14 protein-coding genes and 1 tRNA gene are annotated in these 15935 nt (G+C 72.3%); 8 read left to right on the forward strand and 7 right to left on the reverse strand.

What is annotated here, in order from left to right:
* Positions 1-247 precede the first annotated feature (247 nt).
* Complete coding sequence (locus H5J30_RS04830; RefSeq protein ID WP_181785905.1) at positions 248-1807, forward strand: IPT/TIG domain-containing protein; 1560 nt, start codon at positions 248-250, stop codon at positions 1805-1807.
* A gap of 97 nt (positions 1808-1904) precedes the next feature.
* On the opposite strand, the gene H5J30_RS04835 is transcribed toward H5J30_RS04830, so the two are convergent.
* Positions 1905-1976: transfer RNA gene (locus H5J30_RS04835), tRNA-Cys, on the reverse strand.
* Positions 1977-2176: 200 nt separating this feature from the next.
* Here H5J30_RS04835 and H5J30_RS04840 point away from each other — a divergent pair.
* The 4 genes from H5J30_RS04840 (at position 2177) to H5J30_RS04855 (ending at position 7258) form a co-directional block, all read left to right on the forward strand.
* Positions 2177-3634 carry an MFS transporter gene (locus H5J30_RS04840; RefSeq protein WP_181785906.1) on the forward strand — a complete coding sequence of 486 codons (1458 nt, stop codon included), beginning with the start codon at positions 2177-2179 and terminating at the stop codon, positions 3632-3634.
* 221 nt (positions 3635-3855) lie between these two features.
* Positions 3856-5637, forward strand: coding sequence for a DEAD/DEAH box helicase (locus H5J30_RS04845; RefSeq protein WP_181785907.1), 1782 nt, complete (start codon positions 3856-3858; stop codon positions 5635-5637).
* Positions 5638-5802: 165 nt separating this feature from the next.
* Positions 5803-6450 carry a YHS domain protein gene (locus H5J30_RS04850; RefSeq protein WP_181785908.1) on the forward strand — a complete coding sequence of 216 codons (648 nt, stop codon included), beginning with the start codon at positions 5803-5805 and terminating at the stop codon, positions 6448-6450.
* A gap of 166 nt (positions 6451-6616) precedes the next feature.
* A complete protein-coding gene (locus tag H5J30_RS04855; RefSeq protein WP_181785909.1) occupies positions 6617-7258 on the forward strand; it encodes a GyrI-like domain-containing protein in 642 nt (213 codons plus the stop codon).
* Here H5J30_RS04855 and H5J30_RS04860 read toward each other — a convergent pair.
* Both H5J30_RS04860 and H5J30_RS04865 read right to left on the reverse strand, forming a co-directional pair.
* Positions 7230-8201, reverse strand: a complete 972-nt coding sequence (locus H5J30_RS04860; protein WP_181785910.1) for a DUF8692 domain-containing protein — start codon at positions 8199-8201, stop codon at positions 7230-7232. The two genes, H5J30_RS04855 and H5J30_RS04860, sit on opposite strands and share 29 nt — an antisense overlap.
* A 197-nt stretch (positions 8202-8398) precedes the next feature.
* Positions 8399-9100, reverse strand: a complete 702-nt coding sequence (locus tag H5J30_RS04865) for a hypothetical protein (protein WP_181785911.1) — start codon at positions 9098-9100, stop codon at positions 8399-8401.
* A 1280-nt stretch (positions 9101-10380) separates the two neighbouring features.
* Between H5J30_RS04865 and H5J30_RS04870 the strand changes: the two genes are divergently transcribed.
* Both H5J30_RS04870 and H5J30_RS04875 read left to right on the forward strand, forming a co-directional pair.
* Complete coding sequence (locus tag H5J30_RS04870) at positions 10381-10959, forward strand: COG4315 family predicted lipoprotein (protein WP_181785912.1); 579 nt, start codon at positions 10381-10383, stop codon at positions 10957-10959.
* Positions 10960-11000: 41 nt separating this feature from the next.
* A complete protein-coding gene (locus H5J30_RS04875) occupies positions 11001-11585 on the forward strand; it encodes a DUF6529 family protein (RefSeq protein ID WP_181785913.1) in 585 nt (194 codons plus the stop codon).
* A 4-nt stretch (positions 11586-11589) separates the two neighbouring features.
* On the opposite strand, the gene H5J30_RS04880 is transcribed toward H5J30_RS04875, so the two are convergent.
* Positions 11590-11796, reverse strand: coding sequence for a DUF397 domain-containing protein (locus H5J30_RS04880; RefSeq protein ID WP_181785914.1), 207 nt, complete (start codon positions 11794-11796; stop codon positions 11590-11592).
* Positions 11793-12635 carry a helix-turn-helix domain-containing protein gene (locus H5J30_RS04885; protein ID WP_181785918.1) on the reverse strand — a complete coding sequence of 281 codons (843 nt, stop codon included), beginning with the start codon at positions 12633-12635 and terminating at the stop codon, positions 11793-11795. The genes H5J30_RS04880 and H5J30_RS04885 overlap by 4 nt, the downstream gene beginning before the upstream one ends.
* Positions 12636-12803: 168 nt before the next feature.
* Here H5J30_RS04885 and H5J30_RS04890 point away from each other — a divergent pair, with 168 nt between their 5' ends.
* Entirely contained in the window at positions 12804-13271 is a 468-nt protein-coding gene (locus H5J30_RS04890) for an ATP-binding protein (protein ID WP_181785915.1), read from the forward strand.
* Here H5J30_RS04890 and H5J30_RS04895 read toward each other — a convergent pair.
* Positions 13246-14649 carry an FAD-binding oxidoreductase gene (locus tag H5J30_RS04895; RefSeq protein WP_181785916.1) on the reverse strand — a complete coding sequence of 468 codons (1404 nt, stop codon included), beginning with the start codon at positions 14647-14649 and terminating at the stop codon, positions 13246-13248. The genes H5J30_RS04890 and H5J30_RS04895 overlap by 26 nt on opposite strands.
* A gap of 96 nt (positions 14650-14745) precedes the next feature.
* The coding region (locus H5J30_RS04900) for an acyltransferase family protein (RefSeq protein ID WP_181785917.1) at positions 14746-15935 on the reverse strand (1190 nt) is incomplete at its 5' end.

A 15935-nucleotide genomic window follows, 5' to 3' on the forward strand; every position in this document is an offset into this window, starting at 1 on the left:
GTCGGCTGCGGTGCAGTAGCAGCGCTGCGGTAGCTGCGGCGCGGTCGGCGCGGTGCAGTTGGGGCTCCTTCGGGGGCGTTGGGCGCTCAATGCCCGTTATGTCGATCATGGGGCGGTACGGTCCGCGGGAAGAGCCGCGGCCGTAAGGCACCCACCCGCCGTACGCACCACCCCCGCCGTACCGCCGGACGTGCTCCTCCGGGGCCTCCCCGCCCTGCCCCCTACGCCGCGCAGGCAAGGAGCACGTATGAAGACCTCTCCCCGGCCGACCCCCTCGACCGCCTCGTCCCCGCTGACCCCCCAGGTCACCATGACCCTCGCCGCGCTCGCCGCCACGGCGGCGACCCCGCGCCCGTCGGGGGAGACGGTGGCGGAGCAGACCGCGCGCGTCCGGAGCGGCATCGAGGCGCAGTTGCGGAACTCCTCGATCGTCAACGGCTGGCAGTTGCTGTGGCTGGCCATGAGCCCGGACAACGCCAACCTCGTCTACGTCGCCCTCAACACCGACGGCTCGAACCAGATCGCCGTCGTCGTCCGCGGCACCGTCGACAACCCCGCCGACATGCTGGAGGACCTCGACGTCGGCACGCTGGTGACGTTCACCCCGGCCGGCGGGGCGGAGCTGCTGCCCGTCTCGGCGGGCGCGATGGCGGCGTTCACGCAGGTCGTCACGGCGCGCGGCGTGGTGGGGCTGCCGGGGGACACGACGGGCGACGGGCCGATCCCGCTGACGGCCACCCTCACGGAGGAACTCGGCACCCTCCTCCAGACCCTCCCGACGTCGCCGCAGCCCACCGTCTGCCTCATCGGGCACAGCCTCGGCGGCTGCGTCGCCACGATGCTGGCCCCGTACCTCCAGGCGTACAGCTGGCCGTCGAACACGCCGCAGCTCGGGCTCGTCACGTACGCCGCGCCGACCGCCGGCGGGCAGGACTTCGCGAACTACGTCGACTCCCTCCAGTGGGCCCCGTACGAGCGCCACGTCAACGCGTACGACCTGATCCCGCTGGCCTGGTCGGACCTGACGAAGGCCCTGGCCTGGTACCCGTCCCCGGGGCCGACGGCGACCGATGAGGTGGAAGCCCTGCTGATCACCATCGACGGGTTCAGGAAGGGCAACGTCTACGTCCAGCCCAGCGCGAACAACCCCGTCACCGTGAACCCGGACTACCAGACGAACGACCCCGCGCTCATCAACAAGACCACCGCGGACTTCCTGGGCCAGGTCGCCTTCCAGCACGCCAACGCCACGTACCTGGCCCTGCTGGGCGCCCCGCAGCTCGCGGCCGGCCCGGTGGTGACGGGCCTGAGCCCCACCACGGGAGGTGACGGCACGCAGGTCGTCATCACCGGCAGCGGCTTCGACTCGTACAGCGCGGTCGACTTCGGCACGGTGCCCTGTACGGACTACACCGTCGACTCCGCCACCGCCATCACGGCCTACGTCCCCGAAGGCGCCGGCATCGCCGACGTCCGCGTCACCAACCTCCTCGGCACGTCACCCGCCGCCCCGGCGGCCCGCTTCGCGTACGGCACCACCGCCCCGGTGGCGGTCACCTCGATCTCCCCGACCCGCGGCAGGGTCGACACCGAGGTCACCATCAACGGCACCGGCTTCACGCAGGGCGCCAAGGTCCTCTTCAAGAACCACGCCTCCGCACACGTCAGCCACGACTCCTCGACGGTCATCAAGGCCAAGGCCCCCCGCCACCTCCCCACCGACCCGGCCACGGTGGACATCAAGATCGACACCGGCTACGCCACGTCCCCGACGGGCCCGTACGACGAGTTCACGTACGGCGACTGACCAGGCACCCCACCGGCCCGGCGCCGCCTACCACCGGGCCGGCGGGGACACCTTCCATCTCTGCGCCCCGCCGTGAGGAGCAGCGGCGGGCGTGCGGAGGCCGTGGCGGGAATCGAACCCGCGTTACTCGCTTTGCAGGCGAGCCCCTCAGCCACTCGGGCACACGGCCTTGGTACTGATGCCGAGCCTAGGCGGGGGAGGGGGCCCGCTCAATGCGGGGCGGGGGGATGTCACACGGTGGCAACGGGCCGTGCACACCGGTGACGTGGTGGGGCGGGCGTGACGGGGCGGGGCTTAGGACCAAGGGACCGGGGGGTTCGCGACCTTCGACAGGGGCTCTTGTCGGTGTGGGGACTTACCCTGCTGCTCATGGCCAGCCTCGAATCGCGCGACACCGACGTCGCTCCCGCCGGTGCCCCGCCCGCCCCCGAGGGCGTGCTGCGGCGGCCGTACCGGGCGCTCAGCATCGGGATCGTCACCGTCGTCCTGCTCATCGCGTTCGAGGCCACCGCCGTGGGTACCGCCATGCCCGTCGCCGCGCACGACCTGGACGGCATCGGGCTCTACGCCTACGCGTTCTCCGCGTTCTACACCACCGCGCTCTTCGCCATGGTCTTCTCCGGCCAGTGGTGCGACCGCAGCGGGCCGCTGCGGCCGCTGACCGCCGGGATCGGCACGTTCGCCGTCGGGCTGCTCATATCCGGCACCGCGCAGGCCATGTGGGCGTTCGTCGCCGGGCGGGCGGTGCAGGGGCTCGGCGGCGGGCTGGTGATCGTCGCGTTGTACGTGACGGTGAGCCGGGCGTATCCGGAGCGGCTGCGGCCGTCGATCCTCGCCGCCTTCGCGGCGTCGTGGGTGGTGCCGTCCGTCGTGGGACCGCTGGCGGCCGGGGGTGTCACGGAGCATCTGGGGTGGCGCTGGGTGTTCCTCGGCATACCGCCGCTCGTCGTCGTACCGCTGGTCGTCGCCCTCCCCGCGATACGCCTGCGCGCCCGCGGCCCCGTCGACCCCGCCGCGCCGCCCGCCCTCGACCGGCGCCGCATCCGGCTCGCGCTGGCCATCGCCGCCGGCGGCGGGCTGCTCCAGTACGCGGGGCAGGACCTGCGCTGGCTCTCGCTGCTGCCGGCCCTCGTCGGCACCGCGCTGCTGGTGCCGGCGGTGCGGGTGCTGCTGCCGCGCGGTACGTACGTCGCCGCCCGCGGGCTGCCCACCGTCGTGCTGATGCGCGGCATCGCGGCGGGGTCGTTCATCGCCGCGGAGAGCTTCGTGCCGCTGATGCTGGTCACCCAGCGCGGGCTGTCGGTGACCGAGGCGGGCATGTGCCTGGCGGTCGGCGGCGCGACGTGGGCGCTGGGCTCCTGGACGCAGGCGCGGCCCCGGCTGGACCCGTACCGGACGCGGCTCGTCCGCATCGGCATGCTGCTGGCGGCCACGGCGATCGCGACGGCGCCGCTGGTGCTGGTGGAGTCGCTGCCGGTGTGGATCGTCCCCGTCGAGTGGGCCTTCGGCTGCTACGGGATGGGGATGGTCATCTCCGGTACGAGCGTGCTGCTCCTGAAGCTCTCCGCCCCCGAGGAGGCCGGCACCAACTCCGCGGCCCTCCAGCTCTCCGACAGCCTCGCCAACGTCGTCCTCCTCGCCGTCGCCGGGGTCGTCTTCGCCGCCCTCGGCGGCGCGGCCGTCGGCCACGGCGCCCTGGGCGCGGGCGGCGACGCCAAGCCGGGGGCGTTCGTGGCGGTCCTGCTGCCGATGGCGGCGGTGGCTCTGGTCGGTGCCGCGGTGGCGGGCAGGCTGCGTACGACGGGGGCGAAGCCGGCGGCGGGGTGAGGCGTGGGGGACGCGTGGGGGACGCGTACGGGTAGCGGTCCGGGTCGTACCGCTTCGATGCCCCCGTGCTCCCCGTCCGGGTACGAACCGGTCCTCTCCTGCCCCGGGTTCGTGTGAGTCTCGTCTCGTCCGGCGCGCCGGGAGTGGTGCGAGGGGCACCGGTAGGCTGACGCGGTTGCCGCTGCGCGACCAGCCACCGACGACCGACCCACCCGGAGACCGTGAGTACCACCTCTCACCACCTCTCACCGGCCTTTCCCGGCCGTGCCCCCTGGGGCACCGCCGGCAAGCTGCGCGCCTGGCAGGAAGCGGCCATGGACCGCTATCTGCAGTCCCAGCCCCGCGACTTCCTCGCCGTCGCCACCCCCGGCGCCGGCAAGACGACCTTCGCGCTCACCCTGGCCTCCTGGCTGCTGCACCACCACGTCGTGCAGCAGATCACCGTCGTCGCGCCCACCGAGCACCTCAAGACCCAGTGGGCCGAAGCCGCCGCGCGCATCGGCATCCGCCTCGACCCCGAGTACAGCGCGGGGCCGGTCGGCCGGAGCTACCACGGCGTCGCCGTGACCTACGCCGGCGTGGGCGTACGGCCCATGCTCCACCGCAACCGCTGCGAGCAGCGCAAGACGCTCGTCATCCTCGACGAGATCCACCACGCCGGCGACTCCCGCTCCTGGGGCGAGGCGTGCCTGGAGGCGTTCGAGCCCGCGACCCGGCGGCTCGCGCTCACCGGCACCCCGTTCCGCTCGGACACCAACCCCATCCCCTTCGTCGTCTACGAAGAGGGCAACGACGGCATCCGCCGCTCCTCCGCCGACTACACCTACGGCTACGGCAACGCCCTCGGCGACGGCGTCGTCCGCCCGGTCATCTTCCTCTCCTACAGCGGCAACATGCGCTGGCGCACCAAGGCCGGCGACGAGGTCGCCGCCCGCCTCGGCGAGCCGATGACCAAGGACGCCACCGCCCAGGCGTGGCGCACCGCCCTCGACCCCCGCGGCGACTGGATGCCCAACGTCCTCGGCGCCGCCGACCGCCGCCTCACCGAGGTCCGCCGCGGCATCCCCGACGCCGGCGGCCTCGTCATCGCCGCCGACCAGGACTCCGCCCGCGCCTACGCCAAGCTCATCAGGGAGATCACCGGCCACCGCGCCACCGTCGTCCTCTCCGACGACACGGGCTCGTCGAAGCGCATCGACGAGTTCACGGACTCCGAGGACCGCTGGATGGTCGCGGTGCGGATGGTGTCGGAGGGCGTGGACGTGCCGCGGCTGGCGGTCGGGGTGTACGCGACGACGATCTCGACGCCGCTGTTCTTCGCGCAGGCGGTGGGCCGGTTCGTACGGTCGCGAAGGCGCGGCGAGACGGCGTCCGTGTTCCTGCCGACGATCCCCGCGCTGCTCGGCTTCGCGCACGAGATGGAGGTCGAGCGCGACCACGTCCTCGACAAGCCGAAGCCCGACGGCGAGGAGGACCCGTACGCCGAGAGCGAGAAGGAACTCGCCGAGGCGGAGAGGCAGCAGGACGAGGAGACCGGCGACCAGGACGAACTGCCCTTCGAGGCGCTGGAGTCGGACGCGGTCTTCGACCGGGTCGTCTACGAGGGCGCCGAGTTCGGCATGCAGGCCCACCCGGGCAGCGAGGAGGAGCAGGACTACCTCGGCATCCCCGGCCTGCTGGAGCCGGACCAGGTGCAGATGCTGCTCCAGAAGCGGCAGGCCCGCCAGATCGCGCACAGCAGGAAGAAGCCGGCGGAGGACGCGGACCTGCTCGAACTGCCCGCCGACCGGCGGCCGGTGGTCACGCACCGGGAGCTGATGGAGCTGCGCAAGGAGCTGAACTCCCTGGTCGGCGCGTACGTCCACCAGAGCGGCAAGCCGCACGGGGTGATCCACACCGAACTGCGCCGCGTCTGCGGCGGCCCGCCGAGCGCGGAGGCGACACCGGGGCAGATCCGGCAGCGGATAGCCAAGGTGCGGGAGTGGGCCACGCGCATGAAGTGACCCGGGGCGGCGGCGAGCCGGTCCTTCTGCACCCGTGGGGTCACGCGTGCGCCCGGCTGCTTCCCCCGCGGTAGGGCGCGGGTCGTCCCCTCGGCGGATGCCCGTCGCACCCCTCATGGGCACAGTGGGCGGTATCCGAAAGCCGATCGCACCACAGGAGCCGGGATGCTGCTGATCGAGGTCTTCGTGCCCAGGGGCGCGCTGAGCGAGGACGAGCGGCAGGCGCTCGGACACCGCCTCGTCGACGCGCTGATGGTCGAGGACGACAGCCACGCCATCGAGATCATCGACGCCCAGCGCGCCCTCACCCAGGTGCTGGTGCACGAGCCCGCCACCTGGGTCCTCGGACAGCGGCCGGCCGCGGACCCGGCGGATCCGCCGCGCTATCTGGTACGGGTCACCGTGCCCGCCTCCTGGCGCAAGGAGATGTGCGACCACACGGTGGAGAAGGTCACCGGCGCCCTGGCCGAGAGCGAGCGCGCCGCCGGCCGCGACCCCGGCCGGGTGCGGCGCGAACCGCACGCGGTCGTCCTGGTGGACGGCATCAGCGAGGGCGGCGTCGGCATCCGCGGACGGGCCATGAGCAGCCTGGACCTCACCGAACTCATCTCCCGGCAGTACCGCGACGACACCGCCGCCCGCCCCGCGCCGGAACCGCCGCGGGGGCAGCTGGTCGACCCCGTCTGCGGTATGGCCGTGGACCTCGGCGACTCGGCGCTGACCCTCGTGCACGAGGGCGTCCTCTACGGCTTCTGCCACGGCCTGTGCCGCCGCGCCTTCGCCGACGAGCACGGGCTGCCGGTGAGCCGGTAGGCGCGGCGGCGGCGGTGCGCTGGCACGGCGTCCTGCGCGGCGAGTTCAACCAGGGGCGCGGGGTGGTGGCGTGAGGGCAGGGCCGCCCGGGTCCGTGGGGGATTGTCGGTGCCCCTCGGTATTGTCGCTGCGGACCGCCCGCGGAGCAGAAAGGCACCTTGCGTCCATGCCGGCTTCCGACAGCAAGTACGACGTGAAGCGCGAACTCAAGCAGCTCTACGCGCCGAAGAACACCGACTGGGCGCTCGTGGACGTACCGCCGCAGCGCTTCCTCGCCGTGGACGGCAAGGGCGATCCCAACACCAGCGCCTCCTACACCGAGGCGGTCGAGGCGCTGTACTCGGTCGCGTACACGGCGAAGTTCGCGAGCAAGCGCACCCTGGGCCGGGACTTCGTCGTCGGACCGCTCGAAGGGCTGTGGTGGGCGGACCGCCCGGAGGTGTTCGTGACCCGGGACAAGGCCGCGTGGCAGTGGCGCATGCTGATCAGCCTGCCGGAGTGGATCACGGACGACCTCGTGGCGGAGGCGAGGCGGGCGGCGCTGGCCAAGAAGGGCGCCGCCGCCCTGCCCGCGCTGCCCCTGCTCCGCGTCGAAACGCTTCGCGAGGGCACCAGCGCGCAACTCCTGCACGTGGGCCCGTACGACGACGAGGGACCGGCGCTGGCCAGGCTCCACGACGAGTACCTGGCCGCGAACGGCCTCCGGATGACCGGGCACCACCACGAGGTCTACCTCAGCGACCCGCGGCGAGCCCGGCCGGAGAGGCTGAAGACCGTACTCAGGCAGCCTGTCGTACGGGCGGAGTGACGGCGGACCGCTGCCCGGCCCGGCCGGAGTGCTCGCGCTCGGAGCGGAGGAGGGCGGTGATCCGGCCGCTGACCGGGTCGTGCTCCAGGACCACGTAGCGGCCGAGGACGGCGAGGGCGACGACGCAGGCGCCCATCTCCAGGCCCTCCTCGACGAGAGTGCCGAGCATGAGCGTGAGGCTGTGGTCGTTCTTGTGCGCCCAGCCGTTGAACGCCTCGACGACCAGCGCACCCCCCAGATACACCCCGAGCGCCCCCAGCAGCCCGTACCGCAGATCCCGCGGCAGCCGCCGCGCCCACACCACGGCGACCACGACACCCGCGACGGCGAGGATCGCGCCGGGCAGCACCCAGGCGTGCGAGGGCAGCGCGACCCCGGCGGTGTCCTTCCACGCCTTGCCGACCTCGCCGAGGCGCTCGTGGAGGGAGACGGTCTCGTCGACGCTGAGCAGCGCGGTGGCCGCGGAGAACCCGAGCCACGACAGCCGCCCGGGACGGGCGTCCCGCCCGCTGAGCAGGGCGGCGGCGAGGGCGACACCGGCGACGGCGAGGAGGAGGGTGCTGTTCCACCAGGTGGCTATGTTGGCTTCGAGATCGACGTTGACCATGCGGCGGACGCTGGGTATCGGCTCGAAGTGGTTGAAGCCGCGGGTGAGGAGATCGGCGGCGAGGACGAGGACGGTGATGCCGCCGGCCCCCCAGAGGACCCAGCGGCGGCCGGGGGGAGGGACGGCTGCGGCGTCTTCGCCGGTCGCGTCGGGTGTGGCGTCTTCGCCGGTCGCGTCGGCTTCGGTGGCTCCGGCACCCGGGTGGGCGCCTTCGCGGGCCCCGCTGGGCCCGTCACCCCCGTCGGCTGCGGCGTCAGCCTTGGTCTTGGACGCGGAATCGGCGGTTCGGCCGCCGGTGCCCTCCGCGTCCGGCTGGTGTATCTCAAGGTCGGTCATAAGCGCGGAGATTAACGGCAGTGGACGGGGGTGAAGTGCCCGGGGTGCCCTTGTATGAAGCAGTTCTCACGTCTCCTTCATCCATGGGGGGAACTCGCCCCCGCCGACGGAAAGTCCGGCAAGGAGGCCGAAAGCCCACTTCATCAGCACGTTGCCGGGGCCCGGCGGGGGCGTGGACGGGCGCGGTGACCCGCGGCTCAGCAGAAGTCGGCGGAGCGGGGTTCCGAGACGTTGCCGGAGCGGTCGATGGCCCGGACGGTGATGGTGCAGCCGGTCAGCGGCGGGTCGCCGAGGTTCGGATGGTCGCCGTAGAACGTCCGGGAGACGACGTGGTCGGTGCCGCCGTCGGTGGTCACGCGGTACCGCAGCCCCCGCGGGAAGTTGACGTTGTCACTGGCGCCGCTCCACCACACGTAGTGGGCGCCGTCGGCCACGTTCTCGGGCTGGATCCTGGTCACGGGGGACGGGGGCACGGTGTCGGGGTCGACGCCGGTGGAGATGGTGCCGGCCGGGCTCACCCCGGAGACGTTGCCGGCGGCGTCGCGCGCCCGGACGGTGAAGGAGTAGCCGGTCTCCGGCTCCAGACCGGTGAACTCGGTTTCCCACTTGTCCGCCGGCACGACCTTCGTCGTAGAGCCGTTGCTGACCAGGAAGTCGGTGACGCCGACGTTGTCCGGCGGGGTGGTGGGATCCCAGAAGCCGAACTCCATGGTGACGCTGGTGCCGGTCCGGTCCACGAAGGCCGGGGCCGCGGGGGTCTGCGGCGGCTGGTCGTCGCCCGCGGCGGCGGCGGGGACCGCGCCGGGGAGGGCCAGGCCGGCGGCGAGCAGGCCGCCGAGGAGGGCGAGCGCGGGGGCGGGGAGGTGCTTACGCCGCGGGGACAGGGTTCTGCGGTGCATGGTTTCCTCCGGTCTCGTTCGGGAGTACGCGCTTTCTCCCGGGTACGGGCCGGGGGGTCGGAGCGTTCACGACCGGAGGCCGGGACTGCGGCGGGGACCTGGGAGCGGCAAGGTGGTGGGTGGACAGGCCCGGAGGGAGCGTACGAACTGCCGCGGCGGGGGGCGGGCCAGGTTGATGGGCGGTCGCGGCTCCTGGGGGCGAGGTCGGGGACCCGGGCCGGGAGCAGCCGGTACGCGCCCGGAGGGTACGAACTCTCGGTAACCCGCCCCAAAAACCAACCCAAATCGCCCATCGGGCCGGACTTTCGCTCACCCACACGCATCCCGCCGGACCGCCCCGGAGCGGCGACCGCGAACGGGGCGACCCTAGACGTCGGCTCCCGGCCCCGCCCTCCGGTGGCTCCGGGGATTGGGTTGTGCCCGGCTCGGGGGGTTTCCGGCCGCGCGTCGGGGTGCCTCGGCGGTCGGGGTTGGTGCGGCTCCGGTGATGCGGCTCCCGGTGCTGGGGTGCGTCGGCGATCGGGCAGGCAGGCTCCGGTGGTCCGCCCCCCCGTTCGCGGGGTTCTGCATCCGTAGGTTCGGTTCGAGGGTGCCCGCTCCCCCTGGGCCACCCTTAGCTGCGGGTCTGTTTGGGGCCGGAGTCCGGTGTCAAGGGTGGGGCGAAGCCCCATCGCGTAGCGACGTTCCTGGAGCGAAGCGGAGGGAGCGCCCTTGACGCCGGGCGGAGGCCCACACTGAAAAGCGGGGTGGCCCGGGGGGAGCCCCGACGACACGGCTTTTCCCTTCTCGGATCCCCCGGACGCCGGCCCATCCCCACGCACCACGGCCCACCCCGACGCCGCAGCCCCCGTACCCGGTCCGCGTACCCGGTCCGTGTACCCGGCCCCGTACCCGGTCCGCCCGCCCCCCGGCACCCGTCCTCCGCACTCGTCTGACCAGCCGACCCCGCCGGTGACCCGGGTTCGTTGTCAGAGCAGGCGCCTACCCTTGGGCGGGTGTGAGGGGTGGTGGGGGGTGGGTGTTGCACGGATGGCGGGGTGTCGGGGGGTGATCCGTGGCAGGCCCACCCCTACCCCCCGGGCCGGAGTCGGTTTGGCCCCGTACCCCGTCGTCGCGCCCACCTCCGCCCCGAGCCGGTGTGACCCCGGGCCCTCGTCGCGCCGCCATCTCAGTGAATCCGTGGCCGCCCCGGTGCCGTGAGCTGCCGAGAAACCGTAAATCAGGGAATATGCCTTTATTCGGCCCACTGGACGTCGGGCCTCACTACTTGTGGAGCTGAAATGAGGCGTATCCGCCTGGCCGTCGTGGGCGCGGCCGCAATCGCACTGCTGACCACCGCGAGTGCATGTTCCGAGAACGACAGCGACTCCTCCTCCTCGACGCCGTCCACCAAGGCGTCGGCCAAAGCCTCCGCCAAGGCGTCGAGCGAGGCGACCAGCGTCGCGCAAGCAAGCGACCAGGCCACGGTGAAGACCGCTTCGGCCGACAAGCTCGGCACCATCCTGGTCGACGAGAAGGGCCGCACCCTCTACCTCTTCGAAAAGGACACCTCGACCAAGTCGACCTGCGACGGCGCCTGCGCCAAAGCCTGGCCCCCGCTCCTCACCACCGGGAAGCCCAAGACCGACGGCTCCGCCCAGTCCAAGCTGATCGACACGTCGAAGCGCTCCGACGGCAAGACCCAGGTCACGTACAACGGCCACCCCCTCTACCGCTATCAGGGCGACTCCAAGCCCGGTGACACCAACGGCCAGGGCCTCGACCAGTTCGGCGCCAAGTGGTACGTCCTCGACGCCGACGGCAAAGAGGTCAAGACCGGCGGCGACTCGGGTGGCGACTCGGGCGGGCCGGGCTACTAGTCACCGTCCGACAGCCACACTCCGACTCACGGGCGATCGACATGCCGACCAGCACCGGTCCCCGATCCCACCGCCGCCCCTCCCCGGCACGCGGCGCCTTCCTCGCCCTCGGCGTCGCGTTGCCGGTGGCCACGGCGGTGGCGATCTGGCTGATCGGTGACCACCACACTCCCCAGTACACGACGAGCCTCTTCGGCGAAGAAGGCGACGCCGCCGTCACCCTCAAGGCCCGCCTCGGCACAGCCCTCTTCGGCCTCGCCGTCATCCAACTTCTCCTCGCCCTGTGGATGTACGGGCGCCTCCCCGGCCTCACCGCCGCGTCCCGCCCCGTCCGCATCACCCACCGCGTCCTCGGCTGGGGAGCCTTCCTCCTGTCCGTCCCCATCGCCTACCACTGCGTCCGCACCTACGGCGTGGAGACCACCGACACCCGCGTCCACCTGCACTCGATCGCCGGCTGCGCCCTGTACGGAGCCTTCGTCGCGAAGGTCCTCGTCGTACGCAGCCGCCACCTCCCCGGCTGGCTGCTCCCCGCCGCAGGCGGCGCGCTGTTCGTCGCCATCGGGCTGCTGTGGTACTCGGCGGCGCTGTGGGCCCTCAACGACTATGAGGTTCCGGGCCTGTAGCTCGTCACTGTGCGCGTGCGTAGGCGACGAACGCGGCCCAGGCGTCGGGGGTGAAGCGGAGTATGGGGCCTTCGGGGTCCTTCGAGTCGCGGACATGGATGGCGCGGGGGGTGGGGGCTACCTCAATGCAGTCTCCACCGTCTTGGCTGCTGTAGCTCGACTTGCACCAGGACAACCCCGGGTCCTGGGCCCCGGTCTTGGCGGTACTCATAGCTCTCCTGCCACTTCCTCGATCAGGGGGACCGACTCCTCAGTACTGAGGGCGAGTGCGCGCATTGAACCGTAACGGAGCCAGAAGGCGCTGGTCTGTTCCCGGCCAACCCGGGACATCACGCAGCCTTGGGCCTCGACGTAGACGTACTGCTTTCCGTCGGCCGTCTCCAGCAGCACCATGTGGCCGTTGAGGCCGCCGTGTACCGCACGTGCGGACGGCATGATCTGGATCTCGACGTTGCGCAGCTCCGCGCACTCCAGTAGCCGGCGGAGTTGGGCCTGCATGATCCGGCGGTTCCCCACCATGCGATGCAGTGTCGCCTCCTCGATGATGAGGGCGAATGCGACCAGGGGCTTCTTGCGTGTGAGCAGCGACTGCCGTGCCAGGCGTGCTGTCAACCACTCGTCGACCGTCTCGTCGTCGAGGGGCGGGTAGGCACCGCCGAGTAGGGTTCTTGCGTAATCCTCCGTCTGAAGCAGCCCTGGGATCACCAGCGGGTCGTACGAGTACCGGATGACCGCTTCCTTCTCCAAAACCGCCAAGTCCCGGAAGAACGTCGGTAACTGCGCGAAGTCCACCTCCTCCTGCAACTCCTCCAACACACCCCCCGCCTCCACCACTTCCTCCGCCCGCCCCGTGAACTCCGCCTTCGCCGGCCGCCTCCCCTGCTCCACCGACGCGCAGTGGTCCTGCGAGTACCCCATCCGCTCGGCCAACTCCTCCTGCGTCAGCCCCGCCTTCGTGCGGAAGAACTTCAGCAGCTTGCCGTACGCGACCCAGCTGCCCGGCCTGTCGTCGTCGTTGATGCGCTTTCCCCGGCGGCGGTTGTTCCCCATCTGAACCACGCCCCTGTCTCGTCGTACGCGCGTGCTACCCGGGCCAACGACCCGCTTCGCCAGGGGTTTCGGGCATCGGCTCGTACAAAGCCGCCCCCCGCTCGTACATAACCCTCCTGTCGACCGGCCGCCCTACACCCCCTTCCCCGCCCCCGCCAACGTGGCTCCATGCACGCACCGACCGCCGACCCCACCCAACCCGTCCACCCCACCCTCGCCGCGCTCTTCAGCCCCACCCCCCGCGGCGCCCGCCGTGCCCGGCTGCTTGCCGTGCACCAGCTCGGCGACTGGGGCATCCCCCGCGCCACTGCCACCGCCGAGGCCGTCGCCGTCGTGACCGCCGAGCTGGCCGCCAACGCGGCCGTGCACGGGCGGCATCGGGGGCGGTACTTCCGGCTGCGGCTGCAACTGAAGGAGCACGTCGTACGGATCGAGGTATCCGACGCGCGGCCTGAGCGGCCCGTGCCCACGGCCGCCCAACCCGGTGCGGTTCAGCCGGAAAGCGACCACGGCCGCGGGCTCGTCCTCGTCACCGCCTTCGCCGAGCGCTGGGGCTGCTTCCAGCCCGGCCCCGCCGTCAAGACCGTCTGGGCCGACGTCCGCCGGGACCTCAGAACAGCTTCCCCGGGTTCATGATGCCCAGCGGGTCGAACACCCCCTTGATCTCCCGCTGCAGCTCCAGACCCACCGGTCCCAGCTCCTTCGCCAGCCACTCCTTCTTCAGCAGCCCCACCCCGTGTTCCCCCGTGATCGTGCCGCCCAGCTCCAGGCCCAGCGCCATGATCGCGTCGAACGACTTGCGGGCCCGCGCCGACTCGTCCGCGTCGGCCGGGTCGAAGCAGACGTTGGGGTGGGTGTTGCCGTCGCCCGCGTGGACGCAGGTGCCGATGGTCAGGTCGTATGTCGCGGCGATCCCGGCGACGCCGTCGAGGAAGGCGCCGAGGCGGCTGCGGGGGACGCAGACGTCGTCGATCATCGTCGTGCCGCTGACGGCCTCCAGGGCCGGGAGGGCCGCGCGGCGGGCGGCGAGGAGCAGTTCCGACTCCGCGGCGTCCGCGGCGGGGACGACCTCCGTGGCGCCCGCCGCGGTGCACAGGGCGCCGAGGGCCGCCAGGTCGGCGGCCGGGTCGGGGGTGTCGTAGGCGGCGAGGAGGAGGGCCTCCGTGCTTTCCGGGAGGCCCATCTTCGTCAGGGTGTTGACGGCTCGTACCGTCGTACGGTCCATCAGCTCCAGCAGCGACGGCACGTGCCCGTCCGCCATGATCCGGCAGATCGCGTCACAGGCCGCCGCCGCCGACGGGAACTCCGCCGCCAGCGCCAACTGCTGCCCCGGCGCGGGCTTGAGCGCCAGTGTGGCGCCGACCACCGCGCCGAGGCTGCCCTCCGAGCCGACGAAGAGGCGGGTCAGGTCGTAGCCCGCGACGCCCTTCGCCGTGCGGCGGCCGGTGGTGAGCAGCCGGCCGTCCGGGAGGACGACGTCGAGGCCCAGGACGTATTCCGCGGTGACGCCGTACTTCACGCAGCACAGCCCGCCCGAGCCGGTGCCGATGTTGCCGCCGATCGTGCAGGTCTCCCAGCTCGACGGGTCGGGCGGGTAGAACAGGCCCTCGGCGGCGACCGCGCGCGACAGCGCGGCGTTGACGACGCCGGGTTCGACGACGGCGATCCGGTTGACCGGGTCGATCTCCACGATGCGGTCCATCTTCACGAAGGACAGCACGATCGCCCCGTCGTCCGCGTTGGCCGCCCCCGACAGGCCCGTACGGGCACCCTGCGGGACGACGGGGACGCGCAGCTCCGTCGCCGTACGCATCACGTGCCGCACCTGCTCGACCGTCTGCGGCAGCACGACCGCCGCGGGCGTGCCCGAGGGGCAGAACCCGGCCATGTCGCCCGCGTACGAGGCGGTGACGTCCGGGTCCGTCAGCACCGCCGCGGCGGGCAGGCCCGCCCGGAGCGCCGTGATCAGCGGTTCGTCCCCGGCCTCTTCCCTGGCTGTCGCCTGATCGCTCATGTCTTCAGACTGCAACGACTCCGCCCGCGGCGAAACCCCGCCCGCCGCATCCCGCCCGCCGCACGCCGCCCGGCGAAGCCCCGCCCGTCGCCCGACTCACGTCACCCGCGGCAGCTGGCTGTCCAGCCAGTCCGTCAGCGTCTCCATGTACGACGCCGTGATGTGCGCCCCGTTCCGGTACACGATCACGTTCCCGATCACCGCCGGGCACGTGCCGTCCTTGCACATCACCGGCTTCGGGTCGATGAGCCCCACCTCGTCGAACTTCGCGTTCGCCCGCGCGCTCACCGGCTCGTACCCGTACCCGTCCGCCTCCGAGAACGCGCAGTCCTCCAGATCCCGGACCGCGCCCGAGACGCAGGACGGGATGTCCTCGGGCGGGTACGGGTTGTCGGCGAGGGTGAGGACCGTGGCGCCGGTGCCGAGGAGGTCGTCCATGGTCTCCTCGTAGCCCTTCTGGTGCGCCTTCGCGCTCTCCTTGCCGCTGAGCCGCTTGCCGTCCTCCACGACGGTCTTGACGTCCTGCGTGCCGGTGATGATCAGGTCGGGGCTCTCGTCCTCGATCCGCTCCAGGGCGTTGTCGCGCCATTCGTCGCACTCGGTGTACGTGCGCTGGAGCTGGTTGTTGAAGACCGTGACCTGCGCCGGGGTGCACGCCGACTTCGTCAGGGTGACGAGCCGCAGGCCGCGCCGCTCGGTGACCTTCTCCAGCGCGGGCGCGTACTGGATGGCGTGCGAGTCGCCGAAGAGGACGACGGTGTCGGTGCCGCCCGTGTTCCCGTACGCGCAGTCGCCCGACTCCGTCTCCTGCTGCCCGGCCAGGCAGCCGTCGTCGTGGACCTTGCCGCGGTCGTCGGTGGCCTTCTCCGGGAGCGGGCGCAGGGCCTTCGCGGACTTCTGCGGCTGCTCCTCGTCGACGAGGGCGGCGGCGCCGCGGGCCTGGTCGGCGGAGGCGAGGGCGATCGTCGGGGCGGAGATCCAGGAGCCGGCCGCGACGAGCACCGTGACGGCGGTGCAGGCGGCGCCGACGGCCAGGGCGCGGGGGGTGGGGAGCAGGACGCGGGCGCGCCGTACGGGCTCCTCCACGAGCCGGTGGGTGAGCGCCGCGGGCAGTGCGGCGGCGGCGACCACGACGAGCATCCAGCGGATCTGCAGCTCGCGGTCGAGCGCGAGGGGTACGAAGACGACGGCGGGCCAGTGCCACAGGTACCAGGAGTACGAGATCCGCCCCGCGTAGCGCAGCGGCGGGACGGACAGCAGCCGGCCCACGGGGTGGGCGGCGAGTC

It is taken from the genome of Streptomyces phytophilus (assembly GCF_013870535.1).
GTDB classification, from domain to species: domain Bacteria; phylum Actinomycetota; class Actinomycetes; order Streptomycetales; family Streptomycetaceae; genus Streptomyces; species Streptomyces phytophilus.